Origin of the sequence: Variovorax sp. V93, from assembly GCF_041154485.1 — a bacterium.
Classification (GTDB): Bacteria; Pseudomonadota; Gammaproteobacteria; order Burkholderiales; family Burkholderiaceae_C; genus Variovorax; species Variovorax beijingensis_A.
This window is the reverse complement of record NZ_AP028669.1, coordinates 3,100,506-3,123,860: the sequence shown is the minus strand read 5'-3', so window position 1 is coordinate 3,123,860 and position 23,355 is coordinate 3,100,506. Positions and strand designations below refer to the sequence as shown.

The following is a 23,355-nucleotide window of genomic DNA, read 5'->3' as shown; positions in this document are numbered from 1 at the left end:
CCGCCCCAAGCAAGCTCGCACCGCAGTGCGAAGCACGAAGGTAATCCAATGACCGCGAACAAGCCCATGCTCACCGCCGAAAGCAAGCCCCGCGTCGGCCCCGGCTTCCGCCTGCAATGGGAGCCGGCGCAGGAATGCCATGTGCTGCTGTACCCCGAGGGCATGGTCCGGCTCAACGGCAGCGCGGGCGAGATCATGAAGCGCTGCGACGGCGAGCGCAGCGTCGCGGCCATCGTGGCCGACCTGGAGCAGGCCTTCGACACCACCGGGCTCGAACCCGAGGTGCGCGGCTTCGTCGAACTGGCGGCGCAGCAGAACTGGCTGCGCTGGGACGCCCAATGACCGCCGCGCCGCCGCGCCCCGGACCGCCGCTCTGGCTGCTGGCCGAGCTGACCTACCGCTGCCCGCTGCATTGCGTGTTCTGCTTCAACCCGGTCGACTTCGCGCAGCAGGAGAACGAACTCGGCACCGACGACTGGCTGCGCGTGCTGCGCGAAGGCCGCGAGCTCGGCGCGGTGCAGTGCGGCCTCTCGGGCGGCGAGCCGCTCCTGCGCGACGACCTGGAGATCATCATTGCCGAGGCCGCGCGCCTGGGCTACTACACCAACCTGCTGACCTCCGGCGTCGGCCTCACGGCGCAGCGCGCCGCCGCACTGAAGGCCGCGGGCCTGGACCACGTGCAGCTGTCGTTCCAGGACTCCACGCGCGAGATGAACGACTTCCTCTCGCACACCAAGACCTTCGAACTCAAGAACCGGGTGGCGAAGATCATCAAGGACCAGGGCTGGCCGATGGTGCTGAACGTGGTGATCCACCGCATGAACATCGACCACATCGACCGCATCATCGAGATGGCGCACGAGATGGGGGCCGAGTACCTCGAGCTGGCCAACACCCAGTACTACTCGTGGGCCTTCGTGAACCGCGACCAGCTGCTGCCCACGCACGAGCAACTGCGCCATGCCGAGGAGGTGACCGACGCCTGGCGCAAGCGGCTCGGCGAGCGCATGCGCATCTTCTTCGTGGCGCCTGACTACCACGAGGGCAAGGCCAAGAAATGCGTCAACGGCTGGGGCAGCATGTTCCTCACCGTGGCGCCCGACGGCACCGCGCTGCCCTGCCATACCGCGAAGATGCTGCCGGGCCTCGAATTCCCGAACGTGAAGGCGCACGGCCTGCGCGAGATCTGGTTCGATTCCGAAGGCTTCAACCGCTACCGCGGCACCGGCTGGATGAAGGAGCCCTGCGCGAGCTGCGACCAGCGCGAGCAGGACCTGGGCGGCTGCCGCTGCCAGGCCTACCTGCTGGCGCAGGACGCGGCCGCGGCCGATCCGGTGTGCGCGAAGAGCCCGGACCACCACCGCGTGGTCGAGGCGGTGGAGCGTGCGGCCGCGCGCGATCCGGCGGCGCCGACGGAACATCCGCTGGTGTTCCGCGATCCCGCCAATTCGCGGCGGCTTTCCGCCGCAATCGTCACGCCGCACGCGTGAGGCGAGGGGCCGCCACGGACCGGCCACGGCACGGTTGAATTGCCCGGCGGCATGTGCATCGTCAAGCAGTTGACGCTGGCACGCGCCCCTGGCTACATTCCCGGACGAGCCCTTGGAGAGGCCGCCGCGTTGGCCGGCAGGCGCGTGCCTCTGCGAAAAATTCAACCCTGTTTCCGAAATCGAAATCCATGTTCGGCCGAATCAAGCTCCATCCATTCATCAAGGCGAACCCTCCGCACGCAGGCTGCACACCGGCGGCGAAGACACTGTTGGACAGGTACGAGGGGCAGTTGCCTGCCGCGCTGCTCGAGTTGTGGCGCAAGCACGGCCTCGGGCTCTACGGCCGCCGGCAGATCTGCCTGATCGATCCGCAGGCGTGGCAATCCACGCTCGATCGATGGATCGTTTCGCCACCCAGCGCCACCTTGCGCGTGCCCATTGCGCTGACGCCGTTCGGCACGCTTCTTTTCTACCGAAAGCTCACGGCTGTGGACGAGGACGTTGCGGCGCTGAACCCCGTGACCCGCGGCATCAGCATCCTGACCTGGAACCTGGCGGATCTGTTCAACAACGTTCTGAGCGAACCGCGCCAAGCCTATGAATTCATCCAGCCGGCCATGCTCGAAACCGCGCAGCAGCAAGCAGGTACGCTATCGTCCGGCGAGGCGTATCACGTCGATCCCATGCTGCTGTCCATGCAGATGCTGAAGATTGCCAGGACGGATGCGCTCGCGCTTCACCAGAAGCTTCGCGCACAGGTCGATCACGAGCAGGCACCGCCCGCGCCGCCGCCGGGCACCATCCGCGCAGCCTTGCCCGCCGGATATCGCGAGGCGTTCAAGGACCTGGAAAGACAAGATGGCCATCCGAGCGGGCTCTATCTTTCCAGCTATATCGATTGGCGCCGGCTGGTCGCCCTTCACGCGGATGGCAACTATCAGCTGCTCTTCTGGAGGAACGATCACAAGACGGGCGAAGCATCGGGCATACGGCATTACGACGGGCGGTATCGGACGCTCGAAACCGATGAAGGCGACTGCCTGCTGCAACTCGACCTGGTGCTGACCGGCAAGTCGCTGGGCAGCGATGCCAACGATGACGGCTTGTACCTGATGCGCAGCGGTGGACAGCCGCTGCTGTTGCAGGCCGCCCGCCTCGAGGACATGGCAACGGCCATCGGCGGGCGTTCGACCATGGGCAGCTCCGAACACTACTTCCGGCCCGTGCGGCTGGACGATCCCTTTCCTGCCGAGAACTCCGGTGGCATGGAGGCCCCACCTTTCGAGGACCTGCCGTCCGCGCTGCAGGCTCTGGTGCACCGCAAGCCGCTCCGGGCCACGATCGTCGAGGTCGACGCCCACAGCGACCCCGAGGATTCCACCGTGATGGTCTGGGTGGATCTGGGAAGCAACGACGGGCTGCGCAAGAACATGCCGCTCATGTCGCCCAAGGACAGCCCGCGCGCGCTCTACGGCTGGGTATGGCAGATGGATCCGAAGCGTTGCGGCGTCGGCATCAAGGTGCGGCGTGACGCGGCAGGCGCCGTGGTCAACGGCCCTGAGACGGGCGACGTCCTTGTGAGCCGGGCGGATTGAGTCCACCGGCGACAGCGCGAACCCGCGTTGCAGACCGAATTTCGCGAGACCTACCAGTCGACCTGAGGCCACCGTGGCATTGCCGGCCGAGCCGGAGCCGGCATCCGCCGTGGCCGCCAGTCCCGCATCAGGCCGAGCTCCGGCGCGAACCGCCATGCCAGCAGCGCCAGCGCGAGCAGCGCGGGAATCCACCGCAGGTCCGTATCCGCCGGCAGATATTGCGCGTAGCGGCGGTCCAGTATGGCCGTCTTCAGGGCCTCGGGCGTGTTCAGGCGCCGGTAGTTCACGCCGACCAGCTCGGCCAGCGCGCGCAGGTGGTCCTGCCGCAGCTCGGAAAGATGTTCGTGGTTGAGCGCGCTGCCGATCGCCGAGCCCTGCACCACCTCGTCGGCCCGCCAGTAGCCGGCGGGCTCGCCGTTGCTGCCGGTCTTGGGAATCGGCACCGGCACGTCGCCGCCCACGCCGATCAGCCAACCCTGGACTTCGCCGGGCTTGATGTCCGTCATCGGCGGTGTCTCGTTGATGCGCAGCGGCGGCGATTCCTGCCCGTCGCTGATGAAGACGAAGTGGGTATCGGGCCCCACGCTGCGCGCGCCGCGCACGGCCCAGGTCACACCCTTGCTCACGTTGCTCGCATTGGCCCAGCGCATGCGGCCGTCGATGCGCTCGAGCGAGGCCAGCAGTTCCTCATAGTGGCTGCAGACCTCGACCGGCGAGAGGATCACGAGCGAGCGGTAGTCCGCGAAGACGCTCCAGCCCACCTTGGAGCCGCAGGGCAGTGCACCGAGCACATCGCGCATGGCGGCGCGCGCGAGCGTGAGGCGGCTGACCGCCGTGTGGTCGAGTTCCACGTCCTCGACGTTCATGCTCTGCGTGATGTCGAAGCTGACCTGCCAGTTGAACACCGGGCGCTGTAGCTGCACGCGCGGCGGCCAGACCGCGAGCGCCAGCAGCAGCAGGGCCAGCACCAGCGGCCAGCTGCCGGTGCCGCCGCCGATGCGCCGCCAGGCGATGCGCCACTGTTGCGGCAGCGGCGGCTTCACGGCAGGTCTCCGGCGACGAAGCCCGGCACCCGGACCCGGCGCTGCTCGTGCGCCGGCTGCTGCTCGGCGGAGAAGGCTTCCTGGTCCTCGGGCGCCAGCCGCAGCGCGCGCTCCAGGTTGTAGCGCGCGTCCCAGTCCTCGGGCGCGGCGCGCAGCAGGTCGCGCAGCCGCTGCTTGCCGAGTTCGAACAGCGGCAGCGCGCCGGCCTCCTGCGCCATGCCCTGGCGCAGGTACATGTTGCCGAGGTTGAACAGCGCCTGCTGCGCGACCGGGTCGCGCTCGCCGGCTTGGATCAGGCTCGCGTAGCCCTTGAGCGCGGCATCGTGCGCGCCGGCTTTCGAGAGGGCCAGCGCCTGGGCCAGTTGCAGTTCGCGCGGGGCAGAGATCGGCGCCGTCGTCGCGTCCTTGCCGACCGGCGTGGCGGCGATGCGGGCGATCTCGGCATTCAGGCCCATGGTGTGGCGCAGCCGCAGCCCACGCTCCAGTGCCACGCCCACGCAGCACAGGCTCAGCATGCCGAAGACCAGGTGAATCGTGCGTCGCTTCATGAAGCGCTTTCTTTCCGCCAGCTCTGCAGCTGCACGGCGCGGCAGGCGAGCAGGCCTGCGCAGCACAGCATCGCTGCCAGGTAGAACGCGGCGCCGTGGTCGCGCCGCGGGACCCGCTCATGAATGGTGAGCGGAAAATTCTGCTGCCGGTCGATCTCGGCCATGGCGGCGGCCATGGCATTGGAGTCGTCGACCTGGTAGAGCCGGTAGGGCGTGCTCAGCGTCTTGAAGAACTGGTGCAGCGCCAGTTCCTCGCCAAGGCCGTAGGCCGAAACCGTCTCGGTGTTGAGGTTGGGTGAGTTGGGGCCGCTGCGCACGTAGATCCAGTACAGGCCGATCTTCTCGCGCGCAAGGCCGGCGTGGATGCGCTGCCGCGTCGGCTCGTCGAGCTGGGCGCCGCCGTCCGAAACGATCAGGATCACGCGGCTGCCCGAATAGCTGCGGCCTTCGAATTCCTCGATGGCCGCGAGCAGCGCCACGCCCATGCGGGTTTCGGGCAGGCCGCGGCCGATGGCGGTGGCGGCAAGCGCGGCCTGCACCGTGTCGGTCTTCTGCGTGAACGGCACCACCGCGATAGGCACCGTGCTGAAGGTCATGAAGGCAAAGCGGTTGTCGGGCCGCTTGGCGACGAATTCGCTCAGCAGGTCGCGCACGACCTTGGCCTTGGGCTCCTGTGACATGCGGCCCGCGGTCTGCAGGCCGTTGGTGTGCACCGTCGCATCCATGCTGCTGCTGCGGTCCATCAGGATCAGCACCTCGGCGCCGCGCCCGGCGCGCTCGACCAAGGCGCCCGACTGCCCCGGCCCCGCGAGCCCGAGCACCGTGAAAGCCATGGCGCCGACCGCGAACGCGCGCCACAGAAAGCCGACCAGGCGCCCGACGCGGTCGGCCGGCAGCCAGCCCACATACGAGAAGCCCAGCGTGTCGCTTCGCTTGCGCAGCAACGGCAGCAGCGCAAGCGGCAGCAGCACGAGCATCCAGGGCTGGGCGAGGTCGAAGCGCATGGCTCTGTCTGCCGGTCAGTGCCGGTGGTGCTTTTCCGCATTGCGCAGCGCGCGGCACAGCGGCTTGAGCGGGTAGGCGGCCTGGGGCTGCGCCGGCGCGGCGGCGCTTTCGGCGAAGAAGAAGCGCCGGGTCGATTCGCGGTAGAAATCTTCCAGCCGCGGCTGCAGCGGGCGCAGGTAGGGTGCATCGGCCAGCAGCTGCGGCAGGCTGGCGCCGTGCACGACACGGCCGGCGCTCCGGTTGAGCGCGCGGTGCAGCACGCGCCATGCCTCGGGGCTTGCCGGGTCATCGATGCGCTTGAGCTCGCGCCAGGCATGCGCGAACGGCAGCTGCTGTGCCTCGCGCATGTTGCGCCAGGCCCACCAGGCGAGCCAGGCCAGCAGCACCGCGAGCAGCGCCAGGAGCGAGAGCTTCAGATGCTGTTCGATGGCGTAGGTCGGAAGCGCCGTGACCGGCCGGTCCGGCCGCAGCGGCTGCAGATCGCCCTGGCCAAAGGTTTCCGCCGGCGCCAGCGGCCCGATGCTGAGCGGCCAGGCGGGCAAGGCGAGCGCAGGGCCCGCGACGGTGGCGATCGTCAGGGCCGGCAGCGAGATGGCGGTCAGCGCGCGCGGCGCATTGATGAGCTGGTACTCGATGGCGAGCCAGCGCCTGCCCTGTGCATCGGTCTCGATGCGCGATGGCCTGCGTTCGAGCCAGAGATCGATGCGGGCCGCGGCGGGCAACGCACCGGGCTCGAGCGGCCGGCCTTGGTGCTCGAGCAGCACGCGCTGCGTGAGCAGGTCGCCGAGCACGTGGCCGAAGCTGCGCGGCTGCTCGATGGTGGCGGCTGCGGCTGCGGCTGGCGTGGCGGGATCGGCGGCGCGCGCAAAACCGGCGGGCACGGCGGTCAGAAGCAGCGCCAATGCCAGCGCCGCGGGATGAACGAGGTTCGTTGCGCTCATGCCGCCGTCTCCAGGAAATAGCGCGTGAGCGCTTCTGCGTCGAAGCGGCCCTGCAGGTGAAAGGGCGGCATGCCGTGCGCATTGAACAGCGCGCTGAGTTCGGCGCGGCGCGCCGCGACCGATTCGCGCCACCGCGTGCGCAGCGAATCGCGCATCCACAGGCTGCGCCGCGCGCCGGTTTCGGCGTCGCGCAGGGCGACCAGCGCGCGGGCCTCGGGCGGTTCGACCTCGGCCGGGTCCCAGACCACCAGCGGAACGACGCACGCCGGAGAGAACTGTTCGAGCAGCTCACCCAGCGCGGCGATCGGCCAGTGAAAGTCGGACGCGAGAAACACCAGTCCGCCGCGGCCCACCAGGCGTTCGGTGGCGCGGCGCAAGCCTGCCAGCGCGCTGCCGTCGGTGGGCGCCGGGCCCGCGGCAGCTTGGCAGTCACGCAGCATCGTCGCCATCAGGCTGCCGTTGCCGCGGCTGTGGCGCGCCGGCACGAAGAGGTCCTGGCGCTCGCGCTGGTCGAAGGCCAGCAGGCCGACCGTGTCGCCGGCGCGAAAGGCGCTGTAGCCCAGCGCCTCGACCAGGTCGGCCACCACGTCGAGCTTGCGGCGCTCGGCGCCGAAATGCATCGAGGCCGACACATCCACCACCACGTGCACCGGAATCGCCACGCGCAGCCGATGGATGCGCACCAGCCAGTCGCCGCGGCCTTCGCGCACGCTCGCGCGCAGGTCGATGCGGCGCGGGTCAGGATGGTCGAACAGCCGCCGGTGCGCAGCGAATTCCTGTCCGCTGCCCTGGCTCAGGCCGCGCTGCGCACCCGGGCGCCAGCCGCCGAAGCGGCGCGGCAGCTGGTAGTGGAATTCGTCGACCCTCTGCATGGTGTCAACAGGCCTTGGCGTTCCGCCGGTTGGCCCCGAGGAAGGCCTGCGTGTCGCACAGACGCGTGCACCCGCGGAACCGGCTTTGCCGGGCCGCTGGGTGCGCCCCCCAGTGGGGGGAGGCGCCGAAGGCGCTTCGGGGGGCGTTCATCTTATGGGGCGGCGATCTTGTCCATGATCTGGGTGACCAACGCCTCCGACAGCTCGGCCCGGCGCAGCTCGTACACCGGCGTGAAGAAGACGCGGTGCCCGAGCACCGAGGGCAGCACCGCCGCCAGGTCGGCGGGCTCCAGGTGCGAGCGGCCCTCAAGCCAGGCCACGGTGCGCGCCGCGCGCAGCAGCGCGCTCATGCCGCGCGGGCTGGCGCCAGCCAGGATCAGGCGGTCCATGTCCACGCCATCGAGCCGGATGCCGAACTTCTGCGGCGCCTCGGTGGCCTCCCACACGTCGAGCACATAGCGCTCGATGGTCTCGCTGGCACGCACGCTGCGCTGCACCTGCGCGCCGATGGCGTTGAGCCGGTCCCAGGGCAGGATGGCCGGCGCCACCTTGTCGATCAGGCTTTCGGTATCGTGGTAGGCGGTGTCGAACACCAGCGACTGGCGGATGCCGCGGTCGGCCGGCTTGGGCATGTTCAGCTCGAACATGAAGCGGTCGCGCGCCGCCGAAGCCAGTTCGAAGGTCTCTTCGCGCTCGACCTTGTTGCGGTCGGCGAACACCGTCATGTGCGGAAAGCTGTACTCGCGGTCGAAGGCCGACACCGTGCGCTCGGCCATCGCGCGCAAGAGCAGCGACTGCACCTGCGGCCGGGCCCGGTTGATCTCGTTGAAGAAGAAGGTGACCAGGCGCTCGCCGTGGCGCAGCAGCGGCCCGGGATCGATGCGCGGCCGGCCTTCGGCGTCCACGTAGGTGTGATAGACCAGGTCGCCGGGCATCAGGTCGACCGTGCCCTCGACGCGCTCGAAATCGCCGCCGATGGCGCGCGAGAAGGCGCGCAGCACCGTGGTCTTGCCGACGCCCACGTCGCCTTCGAGCAGCACATGGCCACGCGCGAACAGCGCCACGTTGATGAGGCGAATCGTTTCGGCCTGGCCGATCACCGCTTTCGCGACTTCGCTTTCGACGCGCAGCGCGAGGCGGCGCCAGTCTTCGAGTTGTTCTTCGGTGCCCATGGTGGTGTCCGGTGCCCCGGGGCTACTTCGACTCCATCATCTTCTTCAGGTGGGCGAGCCCGTCGCGGTAGACGCCGGTCACGGCCTTGATGGCGGCTTCGTCGTTCTTGTCCGGCGGCGGATCGTTGTTGGGATAGCCGCGGTAGAAGGCGCCGCGCCATTCGACGACCGACTTGCCGCCGTCGGCCACCACCGAGAGCACGGAGGTGTAGTTGGTGACCGGCAGTGCGCCGCCATCCTTGGCGCGGTAGTTGTATTTCATCTTCGCGTCGTCGTAGCCCTCGAGCGTCTCGACCAGCGTGCCGCCGGCCTTGAGCTTGACGGTGCGCACCGAGCCTTCGGTATTGCCCTTGTCGGCCGGGCTGTCGGCCACGGCCGGATGCCAGTCCTTCAGCGCGTTGAAGTTCTTGATCCTGGCCCAGACGGCATCGGCCGGTGCCTCGATGGTGACTTTCTCGCTCACCTTCTGGCGCGTCGGCCCGTGGGCCTGGCTCGGGGCCGATGCGGCAAGCAGGAACGATGCGAGAAGAACGGAGAGCGCCCGTCGGCCGGAGGGATGTGTCAGCATGGAAATATCCGTGATGAGGTGAGAAGAAAAAAGGTCGGTCCGAAAAAAGGTCAGGGCTCCATCGGCGCGCCGATGAAGGCGCCGAAGCCGCGGCTGTTCTGCCCCGTGGCGATGGTCTTGAGCTTCTGTCCGCTCGCGGCGTCCAGCACCTGCACGTTGTCGTCCATCCAGTTCACGACGTAGACGCGGTCGCCGTGCGCGGCAATGCCTTCGGGGTAGGCAAAGCCGGGGAGGGTGCGCAGCAGCTTCAGCGAGGCGGCGTCGATCACGCTGACCGAGTCTTCGTGCTGGTTGGTCACGTAGAGCAGCGCGCCGCCCTCGGCCAGCGCCGCGCCGTAGGGCGCCTTGCCGGCCTTCACGGTGGCAATGACGGCTGGGCGGCGGATGTCGCGCATGTCCACCACCGAGATGTCGTTGCTCTGCACGTTGAGCGCGTAGAGGCGCGAACGCGGCGCGTCGTAGAGCAGCGCGAACGGATGGCTGCCGACGCGCACGCGCGCCAGCACGCGCTGCGCGGCAGTGTCGACCACGGCCACGCTGTCGTCGTCGCGCTCGGCCACGAAAACGGTGGCGCCGCCTGGATGTGCGGCCACGCCGGCAGGCGCGCGGCCGACCGCGATCGAGGCCAGCGGTTTCGCGGCCCCGGTGGCTTGTGCGTCGAGCACCAGCAGCCGGCGGCTGTACCAGTCGGCCACGTACAGGCGCCGGCCGTCGGGAGAGATGTCGATGCCCACCGGCCCGTCGCCGGCCGGCAGCGTGTCCACGACCTTCTGCTGGCGCATGTCGATGACCGAGATGGTCTTGCTGTCGGGGTTGGAGACGAAGGCCCGGCCCGCGCGGCTCGATGCCACCACGCCGGCCGGCGAGCGGCCCACCGGCACCGTGGCCACCACCTGCTGCGAGGCGAGGTCGATCACCGACACGTCGTGGCTGCCCTGGTTGGTGATGTAGGCGAACGGCGCAGCCCAGGCCGAAGTGCACAGCAGCAGCAGGGAGGCAACCCCGGCGTGCACAGGTGTCGCGATACCCGTCATGGCGATCGACCGGCCCGGGACGCGGCTCAGCGCGCGGTCGGCGGGCCGATGAAGCAGCCCTTGTTGGCCTTGGCCTGCAGCGCCTTGTAGCGCTTGATGTCGGCCTGCAGCTTTTCCGAGTCGCGGATGTAGCCGCCGCGCTCGCCACCGATGGTGGTGGCCTTGGCGGCGGTGCTCAGGTCCACGTATTCCGAATACCTGATCTCCCTGGCCAGTGTGTCGACCGCGCAGGAGCACTTGCTGGCCATTTCGAAGTGGCCCGCATCGGGGTGGGCCGCGATGCATTCCTGCACGTACAGCACGCGGTCCAGCGTGGGAAAGTCGTTGTTGGCATGCGTCGCGCCATGCACGGCCATCGGCAGGCCGAGAAGACAAAGAAGAAGTCGGACTGTTTTGTTCATGGCGTTCGCTGGAAGAATTTCGTGAGCGGCAGCAGGCGCTAGCGCGCCGGCGCCTTGGCCCCGTCGATCAGGAGCTCCTCGACCATGAGGGGCTGGGCCGCGGCGCTGTCGCCCGGAATGGAGGTGCGAATGCCGTAGACGCCGCCCGGCACCGCGTCGGACAGCGTGAAGCGGTAGGTCTTGGTCGCGAACTTTTCGTACTTCGGCCGGTTCGGGTCGTCCAGGAAGGGGCTGAAGACGATTTCCTTGCCCTTGATGGCGCGGCCCTGGTAGCGCAGCGACACGTCGCGCACTTCGGCGTCCTGGTAGATCCCCATGCGGATGCGCTTGCGGAAGTGGTATTCGGAGCCGCGCGTGAGGCGCTTCATCTCGCGCACGTCGTGCTCCAGGAAATAGAGGATCACGGGATTGCCTTCGGCGGCCGGCACGTCGGGCACCAGGAGCTTGTGCGCACCGCTCAGGAACACGCCCTTGGCGTCGCAGCAGCGGCCGTCTTCCTTGGCGCTCAGGGACACGGTCACGCTGTCGGCAAACGCGTCCTCGAAGCTGCCGGTCTTGCCGAAGGTGTAGCGCAGCAGCATGGGCGCCTGCAGGTCCTTGAGCTGCGGGGTCATGAACAGCAGGCGTTCGGCGGGCGAGAAGTCGCGCTTGTCGGGCTCGGCATGCGAGGCCGGGGGAGACAAGAGAAGAACGCAGAGCGAAGCGGCGATGGCGAAGCGCATGGGGAAAACGGCAACTCAGTTGGTGGGAACCCCGAACGATGCATCGACCAGCGGTACGCCGAACTCCTTGAGGATGGTCTGGATCTCGGGTGCCTTGGACTCGATCAGTCCTTCGACCTGCTGCTTCCATTCGCGCTCGCCGTAGCGCACGCCCATGGCCATCTGGTAGTCGAGGCGCACGCCCTTCTCGGACTTGAGCGGCACCACGACGAGGGCCGGGTTCTTGACGCGCCGCGCAAAGTAGCCCGCGATCGGGCCCCAGACCACCACGGCGTCGAGCTTGCCTTCGGCCAGGTCCTTCTCGACGATCTCGCCCGGGTACTGCGCGGGGTCGGCGCTCATGAGCTTGTAGGGCACACCCTGCTCCAGCAGGCCGTGCTTGTTGAGCCATTGCGAAGCCGGCGAGCGGTCGTAGATGCCGATGCGCAGCGACTTGAGCTTGGCCGGGTCGAGCTTGAGGAAGTCTTCCGCCGAGGCCACGTTGTCCATGCCCTTGCCCTTGGGAAAGACCAGCGCGTAGGTCGAGCGGTAGTAGGGCTTGGTGACCGAGACTTCGTCGAGGCCGACGGGCACGCCCATCACGATGTCGCAGGGGTAGTCCTGCCCCGGCAGCTTGAAGCGCAGCGTGTTGCGGAAGAAGGCCAGCCGCTGCGGGAACGAGTAGTAGGTGACCGGCAGGCCGAGCGCCTTGCCGAACAGCTCGGCGATGCGGTTCTCGATGCCTTCTGCCTTGGTGTTGGAGAAGGGCATGTTGTTGGGATCCTGGCAGACGCGCAGCGCCTTGCGCGGCGGTGTTTCCTGGGCCAGCGCCGGCACCAGCGCGCAGCAGCAGGCTGCGCCCAGGAGGCCCGCCCGCAGGCGGGCGCCGATGGAAAGCGGCTTGGCAGCAGGCTGCCGCGTCGTCATTTGTTTTCTTCCACTCGGGCGCGGGTGATGGCGCCGTCGGACCGGCCCTTGAGGTAGGCGTAGAGCTGGTTGATGTTCTCCATCACCGCCGGGTTGTTGCCGAAGCTCTGCATGCCCTTGTCGAGCCTGCCGTCGCGCACGGTCTTGATGAAGTCTTCCTTCTTCATCGTCTTGAGGCTGTTGATGAGGGACGGTCCCACCATCCCTTCCTGGTTGGGTCCATGGCAGCGGTCGCAGGCCGCGGAGCGCCAGGTGCGGAAACCCTTCATGGTTTCGGGATCCACCTTGTAGCCGTCGGTGACCTTGTAGGGCGCGGGGTCTGGCGCGGCAATGGCCAGTGTGCAGGCCACGCCGGCGAGCAGGACGAGGGAAGGCAGCAACGTTGACTTACGAAATTTCATGGCTCCTGGGTCTCCGGGTATCTTTTGAAAGTGCGCGGGGGAGAGCCCTCGAGCGAGTGCTCTCCCGGTTCGCATGTTGCGTCCATCTGTCCGATGGCGCCTCGGTAGTAACGCTTCAGTTGGGCAGCGCGAAGACAGTCAGCGAGCCGCCGAGCTCGGTGTACTGGGCGAGGTCCTTGTAGCCGCCGACGGCGCCCAGGCCTTCGGTGCTCTTCTCGGGGTCGATGCCCGCAGCCATGCCGATGCCGGCCCAGCCGCCGATGCCCGAGAACACGCCGACGTACTGCTTGCCCTTGTGCTCATAGGTGAACACGTTGCCGATGATGCCGGACGGGGTCTTGAACTTGAACAGCTCCTTGTTGATGTCCTTGGCATCCACGCACTTCAGGTAGCCTTCCAGCGTGCCGTAGCAGGAGATCCCGCCCGCGGTGTTCAGCGAACCGCTCCACACCGAGAACTTCTCGGCCTTGGTCTGCACGATCTTGCCGGTGCCCGCATCCCAGGCGATGAAGTTGCCCATGCCGCCATGGCTGCCCGGCGTGGGGTACATCGAGAGCGTGGCGCCCACGTACGGCTGGCCTGCCGTGTACTCGACCTTGAACGGCTCGTAGTCCATGCAGACGTGGTTCGTCGGCACGTAGAAGAGCTTGGTGTTGGGGTCGTAGGAAGCCGGTTGCTGGTCCTTGCTGCCCAGTGCCGCCGGGCAGATGCCCTTGGTGTTGACATCGGCGCCGTTCTGCGCGGTCGAGTACTTGGCCACCACCTGCGGCCGGCCGGTCTTCATGTCGACGTGCGTGGCCCAGTTCACCTTGGGGTCGTACTTCTCGGCCACCAGCAGCGCGCCGGTCACACGGTCCAGCGTGTAGGCGAAGCCGTTGCGGTCGAAGTGCACCAGCGCCTTGGTCGGCTTGCCCTTGACGTTGATGTCCGCCAGGATCATTTCATTGATGCCGTCGAAGTCCCACTCGTCGAACGGCGTCATCTGGTAGACCCAGTTGACCTTGCCGGTGTCGACGTCGCGCGACCAGATGCTCATGGACCACTTGTTGTCGCCGGGCCGCTGCGAGGGGTTCCAGGTCGACGGGTTTCCGGTGCCGTAGTACACGGCATTGGTCGCCTTGTCGTAGCTGTACCAGCCCCAGGTGGTGCCGCCGCCGATCTTCCACTGGTCGCCCTTCCAGGTCTTCAGCGAAGAGTCCTTGCCCACGGGCGCCATCTTGCCGTCGGTCCAGGTCATGGTCTTGGCCGGGTCCATCAGCATTTCTTCGTCCGGGCCGGTGCTGTAGCCCTTCCAGGCCAGCTTGCCGTCCTTGATGTTGTAGGCTGCAAGGAAGCCGCGCACGCCGAACTCGCCGCCGCTGATGCCGGTGATGACCTTGTCCTTGAAGACGTGGGGTGCGTTGGTGTTGGTGGCACCGACCTTCGGATCGCCGTTCTTCACGGTCCACACCACCTTGCCGGTCTTGCTGTCGAGCGCCACCAGGGTGGTGTCGGCCTGTTGCAGGAAGACCTTTCCTTCCGCATAGGCAAGCCCGCGGTTCACCGTGTCGCAGCACATGACCGCGATCACCGACTGGTCCTGCTTGGGTTCGTACTTCCACAGGATCTTCTGGGTTTCCACGTCGAGCGCGAACACCTTGTTCGGGAACGGCGAGTGCAGGTACATGACGCCATCGACCACCAGGGGCGAACCCTCGTGGCCGCGCAGCACGCCGGTGGAGAAAGTCCACGCGACCTGCATCTTGCCCACGTTGCTCTTGGTGATCTGATTCAACTTGCTGTATCGCTGGTTGAACATATCGCCCGCTTGCGTGGCCCAGTTCTTGGAGTTGGCGATGTTTTTCTCGACGTCGGCATTGGCTAGCGCCAAGGCCGGAAGAGCCAACATCGCGACGCCGATATGCCGTACGAGACGGCCGGCGATCTGCCTGGAAAACTTCATAGATGTCTCCTCACATTTCAGTGGGTTTTGAACATGGTCATGGCGGCAGCCTGCGGATCTTTCGATCACCTTGGCGAATGCTGCGGTCCGCAACATCCATGCCTGCCAGTTCCAGCGTGGAGCACTTCGGCAGCCGGTGCGCGCTTCATGCGAAGACAGGTGGCGCCACTCGGAACAGGCGTGCGCGAGGCGGCCTTCGCGCAGTGCGCGGCGGCGTGCTGCAACGCGATCCGGACCTAGGGAAATCCCGGGCGTTCGGTGTGCTGGCCGGGGCCTCCCGCCACGCATTGCCGTAGCCCTGCATCATGTGCGCATCAAATTTGACGCAAAGTGTCTCGTGCGACGTGACGAATGTCGGGCGGCCATGGCTTGCAGCGGGCTGGCAGGCCTTCGCGCGAGCCAACGGACGGCGACGCATCACGGTGAAAACCCTCGAATTCCAGAGGCACGGAATTTGCGGCTCGAAGGCAAACGGCCCATACCATTGAGACGCCCAAAGCCCGGCGAATCCCATCGATCTACATGCTGCGAACCATCGACTTAACCAAGCGCTATGGCACGCGCACGGCGCTGCAGTCGTTGTCGCTGCATCTGCCTGCGGGCCAGTTCGTGGCGCTGCTCGGACCCAACGGCGCGGGCAAGTCGACGCTGTTCCAGGTGCTCACGGGCATGTTCGCGGCCGACGAAGGCGAGGTCGAGGTGGCCGGCCATTCGCTGCGCCGTTCGGCGACTGCGGCGCTGCGGCACATCGGCGTCGTGTTCCAGCAGATGTCGCTCGACCTCGACCTGAGCATCCGGCGCAACCTGCTGTTCCAGGCCGACCTGCACGGCCTGCCGCGGCGGCTTGCGGCCGAGCGCATTGCGTCGGCCTGCGAGCGCCTGAACATCGACGCCGACCTCGACCGCAAGGTGCGCGAGCTGTCGGGCGGCAACCGGCGCAAGGTCGAGCTGGCGCGCGCAGGGCTGCACCGGCCTGCCGTGCTGCTGATGGACGAAGCCACCGTCGGGCTCGATCCCAGATCGCGCCAGGATCTGCTCGCGGCCCTGCATGCGGATGTGCGCGAGCGCGGCGTGTGCGTGCTGTGGGCCACGCACCGGGTCGAGGAGGCCGAGGAGGCCGACCGCGTGCTGGTGCTGCACAAGGGACAGCTGCTGGCGGACGGAACGCCGGCGCAGGTGGGCCAGAGCCTTGGCGGCGCCACGCTGGAGGCGGGCTTCATCGCACGCACCGCCTGAATCAAGAACTATCCGAGCCAAAAAGAATGGAGACATCGCATGCCGCAACCTTTCCTGCCCCCGCTTGCGCGCGCCCGGTTCCGCGCGGCCGCTAGCGCGTTCGCGCTGGCCGCCGCAAGCGCCGCCGCGCTGGCGCAGGGCACCGCCTATGTGTCGAGCGAGAAGGACAGCGCGCTGACGATGATCGACCTGGCAACCCTGGCCGTGAAGGGCACGATCCCGACCTGCAAGCGCGCGCGCCACATCCAGCTCACGCCCGAGCGCCAGATCATGGTGGCCTGCACCGATTCCAACCAGGCCGACCTGATCGACCCCGCGAGCGGCAAGTCGGTGCGGCGCATTCCGCTGGGCGACGAACCCGAGGCTTTCGACCTGTCGCCCGACGGCAAGGTCATCTATGTCTCCAACGAGGATGCGGGCGAGGCCAGCTTCATCGACGCGGCCAGCGGCAAGAAGCTGCGCTCGGTCAAGGTGGGCGCGGAGCCGGAGGGCGTCAAGGTCAGCGCCGACGGCAAGACGCTGTACGTCACGTCGGAGGTGGCAAGCCTGGTGCACGTGATCGACACGGCCAGCGGCAAGGTCGTGAAGAACATCAAGGTCGGCAAGCGCCCGCGGCGCATGGCCATCACGCCCGACGGCAAGGAGCTCTGGGTCACCAACGAGCTGGGCGCGAGCGTCAGTATCGTCTCCACCGCCACCAACGAGGTGATCGACACGCTCAAGTTCGAAGTGAAAGGCGCGCGCGCCGAGGACATCACGCCCGTGGGCATCCAGATGACGAGCGACGGCAAGCGGGCCTTCGTGGGCCTTGGCCGCGCCAACCACGTGGCCTTCGTCGACGTGCCCGGCCGCAAGGTCGGCTCGCTGGTGCTGGTCGGCAAGCGGGCCTGGAACGTCACGCTCGACAAGGCGCAGGCGCGGCTCTACGTCGTCAACGGCCTGAGCGACGACGTGACGGTGGTCGACGTGGCCGGCGCCAAGGCCGTCAAGAGCGTTCCGGTAGGGCGCGTGCCCTATGGGCTCGTGATCGTCGAATGAGGACGCGCGCAACGGCTTCCTGCTTCGCGGGCGCGTGGTTGATGGCCGTGGCGCTCGTGGCGCCGGCGGCGGCGGGCGCGGCCGTGCTCAAGGCCACGCTGATCACGCCGGACGACGATCCGCGCCTGGAGCGCTCGCGGCTGGAGCGTGCCTACCTGGGACACCCGGGCGGCCGGCTTTCCGACGGGCTCGAGGTCGCGCTCGAGGAGACGAAGTTCGAACTGGAGGCCGCGGGTGCCGAGGTGGCGCTGGCCAGCGCGCCGGCCGCGACCCTCGAGGCGGCGCGCGCCGCCGCGGTGGCGGCCGAGAAGAACGGCGCGGCGGTGCTGCTGACCGACCTGCCGGCCGAATGGACGCTGGCCGTGGCCGATGCCGTGAAGCTGCCGGTGCTGAACCTGGGCGACGCCTCCGACCGGCTGCGCCAGCAGGATTGCCGCGCCCGCATGTTCCACCTGATTCCCAGTGAACGGATGCGCAGCGATGCGCTGGCGCAGACGCTGGTGTCGCGCAAATGGAGCAAGCTGCTCCTGCTGGTGGGTGGCAGCCCGCAGGACGCGCTGCGTGCGGCCACCGTGCAGGCGTCGATCAGGCGCTACGGCCTGCAGGTGGTGGCCAGCAAGCCGTTCAAGCTCTCGGCCGACCCGCGCGAGCGTGATCTCGCCAACCCGCTGCTGCTCACGGCCGGCAACAGCTATGACGCCGTGTGGGTGGTCGACAGCGACGGCGAATTCGCGCGCATGCTGCCCTACCGCACGGTGCTGCCGCGGCCGGTGGTGGGCGACGGCGGGCTGGTGGCGCTGGCCTGGCATGCGCAGTTCGAGCGCTACGGCGCGCCGCAGGTCTCGCGCCGCTTCGCCAAGGCCGCGAAACGCCCGATGACCGCGCAGGACTGGGCCGCATGGATGGCCGGCAAGACCCTGGCGGCCGCCGCCATTGCCGCGCCCAAGGGGCCGAATGCGGCCTGGGCCCAGGCCATCGGCAAGAGCACGCTCGACGGGTCCAAGGGCACCAGCCTGAGCTTCCGCGCCTGGGACGGCCAGCTGCGCCAGCCCATGCTGCTGACCGATGGGCAGGGCGTGATCGCGCAGGCGCCGGCCGAAGGCGTGCTGCACCCGCGCAACGTGCTCGACACGCTGGGCGCCGATGCACCGGAGAAGCTATGTCCGATCGCGCGCTAGAAACCCCAAAGCCTGCGGGCGAACAGGCCGAACCGCTGGCGCGTCGCGGGCTGGGCCACGCGCTGCAGGCGATGCGCGCCATCATGCTGCGCGAGCTCTACAAGTTCTCGCAGCAGACCGGCCGGCTGGTGTCGGCGCTGGTGCGGCCGCTGCTGTGGCTGGCGGTGTTCGCGGCCGGTTTCCGCAACGTGTTCGGCGTCGCGATCGTCGAGCCCTACGACACCTACATTCCGTACGACGTCTACATCGTGCCGGGGCTGGTCGGCATGGTGCTGCTGTTCAACGGCATGCAGTCGTCGCTGGCCATGGTCTACGACCGCGAGATGGGCTTGATGCGCCTCTTGCTCACGGCGCCGCTGCCGCGGCCGTGGCTGCTGTTCTCCAAGCTCTGCGCCACCGCGCTGCTGTCGGTGCTGCAGGCGCTGGTGTTCGTGGTGGTGGCGGCGCTGATCGGCACCGAGCTGCCGCTGCTGTCGCTTGCCGGCCTGCATGCGCTGGTGGCGCTGGCGGCCGGCGCGCTCATGCTGGGCGCGCTCGGGCTGCTGCTGTCGGTGCACATCAAGCAGCTGGAGAACTTCGCGGGCACGATGAATTTCGTCATCTTCCCGATGTACTTCCTCTCGACCGCGCTCTACCCGCTGTGGAAGCTGCAGGAATCGGGCGCCGAATGGGTGTACCAGCTGGCGCGCTTCAATCCCTTCACCTACGCGGTGGAGTGGATCCGCTTCGCGCTCTACGGCAAGGACCCGGGCCTGGCGCCCTACGTGGTGCTGGGCTGCCTGGTCGTCTTCTTCGGGCTCGCCTGCTGGGGCTACGACCCGCAGCGCGGCTTCGGCGGCCTGACCAAGCGCGGCGGAGGCGGGCCATGAGCCGGAGGCAGGCCGCGGGCGGGCAGGGCGGCGCCACCCGGCGCAGCTGGCTGCGCGGGGCCGGCGTGCTGGCACTGGGCGCATTGCCCTTGGCCCGGGCGATGGCGTCGACCGAGCCCTTTCCTTCGCGGCCCGTCACGCTGTGGGTGCCCTGGCCCGCGGGCGGCGCCACCGACATCTCGCTGCGGATCCTGGCCGAGCTGGCCTCGGTTGCGCTCGGGCAGCCGGTGCTGACCGAAAACCGCGGCGGCGCCGGCGGCACGCTGGCCATGCCGGTGCTGCAGCAGGCGCGGCCCGACGGCTACACCATCGCCCAGATGCCGCAGCCGGTGTTCCGCGCGCCGCACACGCAGAAGGTGCTGTGGGACCCGATCCGCGACGTGACGCCGATCATCCAGGTGTCCAGCGTCACCTTCGGCGTGCTGGTCGCGGCCGGCAGCCCGATGCGTTCGCTCGAAGACATGTTCGCATTCGCGCGGGCCCGGCCCGGCGAACTGACCATTGCCACCAACGGCATCGGCACCACGCCGCACATGGTGCTGGAGACGCTGTTCACGGCGCGCGGCCTGCGCTACATCCATGTGCCGTACAAGGGCACGGCCGAGCAGCTCAACGCGATTGCGGGCGGGCAGGTGATGGCCGGCGTCAATTCCACCGGCTTCGGGCCCGCGGTCGATGCGGGCACGCTGCGGCTGCTGGCGATCTTTTCCGGCGAGCGTTCGAAGCGCTGGCCACAGGTGCCCGTGCTGCGCGAGCTCGGTTTCGACATCGTGGCCAAGTCGCCCTATGGGCTGGCCGGCCCGCGCGGCCTGTCGCGCGGCGTGGTGGCGGTGCTGCACGACGCTTTCAAGAAAGCCATGTTCGACCCGCGCTTCAGGGACGAACTCGCCAAGTACGACCAGGAGGTCGACTACCTCGGTCCGGAGGCCTACGCGCAGTCGTGCCGCGAAATCTTCGCGCAGGAGCGCGCCATCGTCGAAAAGCTGGGCCTCGCGCGCACCGGCACTTGAGGGGGAGAACGCCGTGAGCCGACCGAAATTGCCCACCACCCGCCGGCTGATCGGCCTTGCCGTGGCGGCCGCTGCCTGCCCCATGCCCGGACAGGCGCAGGAGGCCGGCGCGGCCCAGCCGGGCAGCCTGCCGGCCGTCGAGGTGGTCGCCACCACGCCGGTGCCGGGCATCGAGGTGCCGAAGGACCAGATTCCGTCCAACGTGCAGACCGCCGACGACCTGCACCTGCGCCGCGTGCAGAGCCTGAACCTGCCGGACTTCATGGCCACGCAGCTGCCCAGCGTGAACGTGAACGAGATCCAGGGCAACCCGTACCAGGTCGACGTGAACTACCGCGGCTTCAGCGCGAGCCCGGTGCTCGGCACGCCGCAGGGCCTGTCGGTGTACCAGGACGGCGTGCGCATCAACGAGCCCTTCGGCGACGTGGTGAACTGGGACCTGATCCCGAAGGCCGCCATCTCGAGCATCACGCTGCTGCCGGGCTCCAACCCGCTGTTCGGCCTCAACACGCTCGGCGGTGCGCTGTCGCTGCAGACCAAGCGCGGCGACACGCACCCCGGCACCGAGCTGGAGCTGCAGGCCGGCTCCTTCGGCCGCGTGAGCACCGAGCTCACGCATGGCCGCAAGCTGGCCGAAGGCGGGCACCTGTTCCTCGCGCTCGGCGGCCTCAACGAAGACGGCTGGCGCAATTTCTCGCCCTCGCGCGTGCGCCAGCTGTTTGCCAAGGTCGGGCAGGACAGCGGAAGGCTTTCCTGGGACCTGAGCTTCACCCATGGCGACAACCGGATGATCGGCAACGGCCTGCTGCCCGAGTCGATGCTGATGCAGAACCGCAAGCAGGTCTACACGCGGCCCGACCGCACCAACAACCGCATGTCGATGCTCACGCTCAACGCCAGCTACCGCCTGAGCGACCAGCAGACGATTTCCATGACCGCCTACTCGCGGCGTTCGCGCTACAGCACGCTCAATGGCGACCTCAACGACGATTTCAATCCGCCGGACAACGAGGCCACGGGCGTGGAGAACCGCACCTACACGCGCCAGCATGGCGAAGGCGTGGCGCTGCAGTCGACCTATGCCGCGGGCATTCACCAGCTCACCTTCGGTGCCTCGGTGGACCGCGCGCGCACGCACTTCCGCCAGACCGAGGCCGAGGGCCTGCTGGACTCCACGCGCGCGGTGGTGCCGCAGGAAGAAGCCGAAGTCGATGCGCTGCTCGCGGGCAGGAGCCGCACTGCGAGCCTCTATTTTTCCGACCTGGTGAGCCTGCGGCCGAACCTGCAGCTGAGCCTCTCGGGCCGCTACAACGACACCCGCGTGAGCACCCGCGACGAGGGGCGCGCCTTGCTCGGGCTGTCCACGCAGCTCGATGGCGAAGGCCGCTACAAGAAGTTCAATCCCGCCATCGGCCTCACATGGCAGGCCACGCCGCGGCTCACGGCCTACGCGGGCTGGAGCCAGGGCAGCCGCGCGCCGAGCCCGATCGAGCTCGGCTGCTCCGACCCGGCCAACGCTTGCGTGCTGCCCAATGCGCTGCAGTCCGATCCGCCGCTCAAGCAGGTGGTGTCGCAGACATTCGAAACCGGATTGCGCGGCACGCTCGAGTCCGGCATGCGCTGGAACGCCTCGGTGTTCCGCACCGTCAACAAGGACGACCTGCTGTTCGTGAGCAGCGGGCTCTCGCGCGGCTACTTCAGCAACTTCGGGCGCACCCTGCGCCAGGGCGTGGAACTCGGCCTTTCGCAGCAGACGGACCGCGTCGACTGGTCGCTGTCGTACAGCTACCTGCGCGCGAGGTACGACTCGCCGGCCTGCCTCGTGGCCGAAGCGAACAGCAGCGCCGAGACCAGCCCCGCCTGCACCGGCGAGGGCGAGATCGCGGTGCGCCGCGGCGACCGCCTGCCGGGGCTGCCGGCGCATTCGCTCAAGCTCAATGTCGACTGGCGCGTGACGCCCGAGTGGACGCTGGGAGCGCAGTACCGCGTGTATTCGAAGCAGACGGTGCGCGGCAACGAGAACGGCCTGCACGCACCCGACGGGGCCGATTTCAGCGGCAGCGGCCGCATCGGCGGCTACGCACTGCTCGACCTCACGACACGCTGGAAGCTTGGACCCAACGTGGAGCTTTTTGCCAAGGTGGCGAACGTGTTCAACCGCCGCTATGCCACCGCGGGCCAGCTGGGCCGCAACGGCTTCGATGCGAGCGGCGTGGTGGCGGCGCCCGATGCATGGCGCAATGCGCAGTTCGTGGCGCCGGGCGCGCCGCGTGCGGTGTGGATCGGCATGCGGGTGCAGCTGGGCGTTTGAGACCGCGCGCCGAAAAGCTCAGGCCGCGCGCCGCACGCTGCGCTTCCTCGCAGCGGTGCGAGGTGCCGGCAGCGTGCCGAGCTGCTGCTGGATCTGCGCCTGGCCATGCGTGCGCAGGTAGTCCTCGAAGGCCAGCGCCACCTGCGGCAATTGGCGCGACGCCAGGTGCATCACGTACCAGTCGCGCACCACCGGATTGCCCGGCACCGGCAGCACGCCCAGCAGGCCCGCGTTCATCTCGAGCACGCAGGTGTGCATCGACAAAAACGCAATGCCGAAGCCCGCGGCGCACATCTGCTTGATGGCCTCGTTGCTCGACAGCTCGGAGCCGATGCGCAGCGGCAGGCCGTGGTCCTTGAAGAAGCGTTCGACCGTGGTGCGTGTGCCCGAGCCGCGCTCGCGCACCAGCATGCGCGTGTCCGAGAGCAGGGCGATGCTCGGCTTGGCCGCAGACATCAGCGGATGCGAGGGCGCCGCGAGAAAGGCCATCGGGTGCTTGGCGAAGGCGCTGGAGTCGGTCTTCAGCTCCGCGGGCGGGCGGCCCATGATGGCGATGTCGATCTCCTGGCCCGCGAGCATGCGCACGATCTCGTCGCGGTTGCCGACCTGCAGCTTGACCTTCACCTTCGGGTGCTCCTTGGCGAAGTTCACCAGGATGGGCGGCAGCAGGTACTCGGCCGTGGTGATGGCGCCCACGCGCAAGGTGCCCGAGAACACCCCCTGCAGCATGGCCATTTCGTCGCCGGCCTCGCGCCACAGGTCGAGGATGCGGCCGGCATAGCTCGCGAGCAACTCGCCCGCTTCGGTCAGCCGGATGCCGCGGCCCGTGCGCTGCAAGAGCGGCGTGCCGGCCGACTCCTCGAGCGTGCCGATCTGTATCGACACCGCGGGTTGCGTCAGGTGCATTTCGTCTGCAGCAAGCGAAACGCTGCCGAGCCGCGCCACGGCGTGGAAGGTGGCGAGCTGGCGAAAGCTCGCGTGCTTGGAAAGAGGCATGAAGTGATATTAGGTTTGGCAAATGTGAATGTCAAAAGATTTAATTTTTCTTTATCTTTCATGCGGCCTACATTCAC

Annotated in this window: 23 protein-coding genes; 9 read left to right on the top strand and 14 right to left on the bottom strand. The window is 68.2% G+C overall.

The genetic code is table 11. The features are described 5' to 3' along the window. The first annotated feature begins 48 nt into the window (after window positions 1-48). The 3 genes from pqqD (at window position 49) to ACAM54_RS14865 (ending at window position 3,085) form a co-directional block, all read left to right on the top strand. Window positions 49-342, top strand: coding sequence for a pyrroloquinoline quinone biosynthesis peptide chaperone PqqD (gene pqqD / locus ACAM54_RS14875; RefSeq protein WP_369648054.1), 294 nt, complete (start codon window positions 49-51; stop codon window positions 340-342). Next, the gene (pqqE, locus tag ACAM54_RS14870; RefSeq protein ID WP_369648053.1) at window positions 339-1,490 is read left to right on the top strand and encodes a pyrroloquinoline quinone biosynthesis protein PqqE; all 1,152 of its coding nucleotides are present in this window, start codon (window positions 339-341) and stop codon (window positions 1,488-1,490) included. The genes pqqD and pqqE overlap by 4 nt, the downstream gene beginning before the upstream one ends. Window positions 1,491-1,678: 188 nt before the next feature. Next, on the top strand, window positions 1,679-3,085 hold the full coding sequence (locus ACAM54_RS14865) for a GAD-like domain-containing protein (RefSeq protein WP_369648052.1): 1,407 nt from the start codon (window positions 1,679-1,681) through the stop codon (window positions 3,083-3,085). Window positions 3,086-3,135: 50 nt separating this feature from the next. Here ACAM54_RS14865 and ACAM54_RS14860 read toward each other — a convergent pair whose 3' ends face one another. The 13 genes from ACAM54_RS14860 to ACAM54_RS14800 form a co-directional block, all read right to left on the bottom strand. Then, entirely contained in the window at window positions 3,136-4,128 is a 993-nt protein-coding gene (locus tag ACAM54_RS14860; protein WP_369648051.1) for an MxaL protein, read from the bottom strand. Further along, on the bottom strand, window positions 4,125-4,676 hold the full coding sequence (locus ACAM54_RS14855; protein ID WP_145745071.1) for an MxaK protein: 552 nt from the start codon (window positions 4,674-4,676) through the stop codon (window positions 4,125-4,127). Before ACAM54_RS14855 ends, ACAM54_RS14860 begins: the two co-directional genes overlap by 4 nt. Beyond that, entirely contained in the window at window positions 4,673-5,680 is a 1,008-nt protein-coding gene (locus ACAM54_RS14850) for a vWA domain-containing protein (RefSeq protein ID WP_369648050.1), read from the bottom strand. Before ACAM54_RS14850 ends, ACAM54_RS14855 begins: the two co-directional genes overlap by 4 nt. Before the next feature lie 15 nt (window positions 5,681-5,695). Further along, window positions 5,696-6,622 carry a calcium incorporation protein MxaA gene (locus ACAM54_RS14845; RefSeq protein WP_369648049.1) on the bottom strand — a complete coding sequence of 309 codons (927 nt, stop codon included), beginning with the start codon at window positions 6,620-6,622 and terminating at the stop codon, window positions 5,696-5,698. Then, window positions 6,619-7,494, bottom strand: a complete 876-nt coding sequence (locus ACAM54_RS14840) for a DUF58 domain-containing protein (RefSeq protein ID WP_192323233.1) — start codon at window positions 7,492-7,494, stop codon at window positions 6,619-6,621. Before ACAM54_RS14840 ends, ACAM54_RS14845 begins: the two co-directional genes overlap by 4 nt. A gap of 152 nt (window positions 7,495-7,646) precedes the next feature. Further along, window positions 7,647-8,666, bottom strand: a complete 1,020-nt coding sequence (locus ACAM54_RS14835; RefSeq protein ID WP_018904573.1) for a MoxR family ATPase — start codon at window positions 8,664-8,666, stop codon at window positions 7,647-7,649. A gap of 22 nt (window positions 8,667-8,688) precedes the next feature. Then, window positions 8,689-9,234 carry an SRPBCC family protein gene (locus ACAM54_RS14830; protein WP_145745081.1) on the bottom strand — a complete coding sequence of 182 codons (546 nt, stop codon included), beginning with the start codon at window positions 9,232-9,234 and terminating at the stop codon, window positions 8,689-8,691. A 50-nt stretch (window positions 9,235-9,284) separates the two neighbouring features. Next, window positions 9,285-10,268: a cytochrome D1 domain-containing protein gene (locus ACAM54_RS14825; RefSeq protein WP_369648048.1), complete on the bottom strand. Its 984-nt coding sequence runs from the start codon at window positions 10,266-10,268 to the stop codon at window positions 9,285-9,287. A 26-nt stretch (window positions 10,269-10,294) separates the two neighbouring features. After that, complete coding sequence (locus ACAM54_RS14820; RefSeq protein ID WP_369648047.1) at window positions 10,295-10,669, bottom strand: hypothetical protein; 375 nt, start codon at window positions 10,667-10,669, stop codon at window positions 10,295-10,297. Between the two features lie 38 nt (window positions 10,670-10,707). Further along, window positions 10,708-11,391: a hypothetical protein gene (locus ACAM54_RS14815; RefSeq protein WP_369648046.1), complete on the bottom strand. Its 684-nt coding sequence runs from the start codon at window positions 11,389-11,391 to the stop codon at window positions 10,708-10,710. Between the two features lie 15 nt (window positions 11,392-11,406). Further along, on the bottom strand, window positions 11,407-12,297 hold the full coding sequence (locus ACAM54_RS14810) for a quinoprotein dehydrogenase-associated putative ABC transporter substrate-binding protein (protein ID WP_369648045.1): 891 nt from the start codon (window positions 12,295-12,297) through the stop codon (window positions 11,407-11,409). Further along, window positions 12,294-12,698, bottom strand: a complete 405-nt coding sequence (locus tag ACAM54_RS14805; RefSeq protein ID WP_012748141.1) for a cytochrome c — start codon at window positions 12,696-12,698, stop codon at window positions 12,294-12,296. Before ACAM54_RS14805 ends, ACAM54_RS14810 begins: the two co-directional genes overlap by 4 nt. 115 nt (window positions 12,699-12,813) lie before the next feature. Next, window positions 12,814-14,640: a methanol/ethanol family PQQ-dependent dehydrogenase gene (locus ACAM54_RS14800; protein ID WP_145745088.1), complete on the bottom strand. Its 1,827-nt coding sequence runs from the start codon at window positions 14,638-14,640 to the stop codon at window positions 12,814-12,816. Between the two features lie 522 nt (window positions 14,641-15,162). On the opposite strand from ACAM54_RS14800, the gene ACAM54_RS14795 reads away from it, so the two are divergent. From ACAM54_RS14795 to ACAM54_RS14770, 6 genes are read left to right on the top strand one after another with little or no spacing between them, the layout of a single operon-like run. Then, complete coding sequence (locus ACAM54_RS14795; protein WP_192323228.1) at window positions 15,163-15,876, top strand: ABC transporter ATP-binding protein; 714 nt, start codon at window positions 15,163-15,165, stop codon at window positions 15,874-15,876. A 39-nt stretch (window positions 15,877-15,915) separates the two neighbouring features. Next, window positions 15,916-16,914, top strand: coding sequence for a PQQ-dependent catabolism-associated beta-propeller protein (locus ACAM54_RS14790; protein WP_145745092.1), 999 nt, complete (start codon window positions 15,916-15,918; stop codon window positions 16,912-16,914). Next, the gene (locus ACAM54_RS14785) at window positions 16,911-18,092 is read left to right on the top strand and encodes a branched-chain amino acid ABC transporter substrate-binding protein (protein ID WP_145745094.1); all 1,182 of its coding nucleotides are present in this window, start codon (window positions 16,911-16,913) and stop codon (window positions 18,090-18,092) included. Before ACAM54_RS14790 ends, ACAM54_RS14785 begins: the two co-directional genes overlap by 4 nt. Then, a complete protein-coding gene (locus ACAM54_RS14780) occupies window positions 18,074-18,961 on the top strand; it encodes an ABC transporter permease (RefSeq protein WP_145745096.1) in 888 nt (295 codons plus the stop codon). The genes ACAM54_RS14785 and ACAM54_RS14780 overlap by 19 nt, the downstream gene beginning before the upstream one ends. Next, window positions 18,958-19,971, top strand: coding sequence for a Bug family tripartite tricarboxylate transporter substrate binding protein (locus ACAM54_RS14775; RefSeq protein ID WP_369648044.1), 1,014 nt, complete (start codon window positions 18,958-18,960; stop codon window positions 19,969-19,971). The genes ACAM54_RS14780 and ACAM54_RS14775 overlap by 4 nt, the downstream gene beginning before the upstream one ends. A 13-nt stretch (window positions 19,972-19,984) precedes the next feature. After that, the gene (locus ACAM54_RS14770) at window positions 19,985-22,282 is read left to right on the top strand and encodes a TonB-dependent receptor (protein ID WP_369648043.1); all 2,298 of its coding nucleotides are present in this window, start codon (window positions 19,985-19,987) and stop codon (window positions 22,280-22,282) included. Window positions 22,283-22,300: 18 nt separating this feature from the next. Here ACAM54_RS14770 and ACAM54_RS14765 read toward each other — a convergent pair whose 3' ends face one another. Beyond that, window positions 22,301-23,278 (bottom strand): LysR family transcriptional regulator, encoded by a 978-nt coding sequence (locus ACAM54_RS14765; protein WP_369648042.1) that lies wholly within the window; start codon window positions 23,276-23,278, stop codon window positions 22,301-22,303. Between the last annotated feature and the right edge of the window lie 77 nt (window positions 23,279-23,355).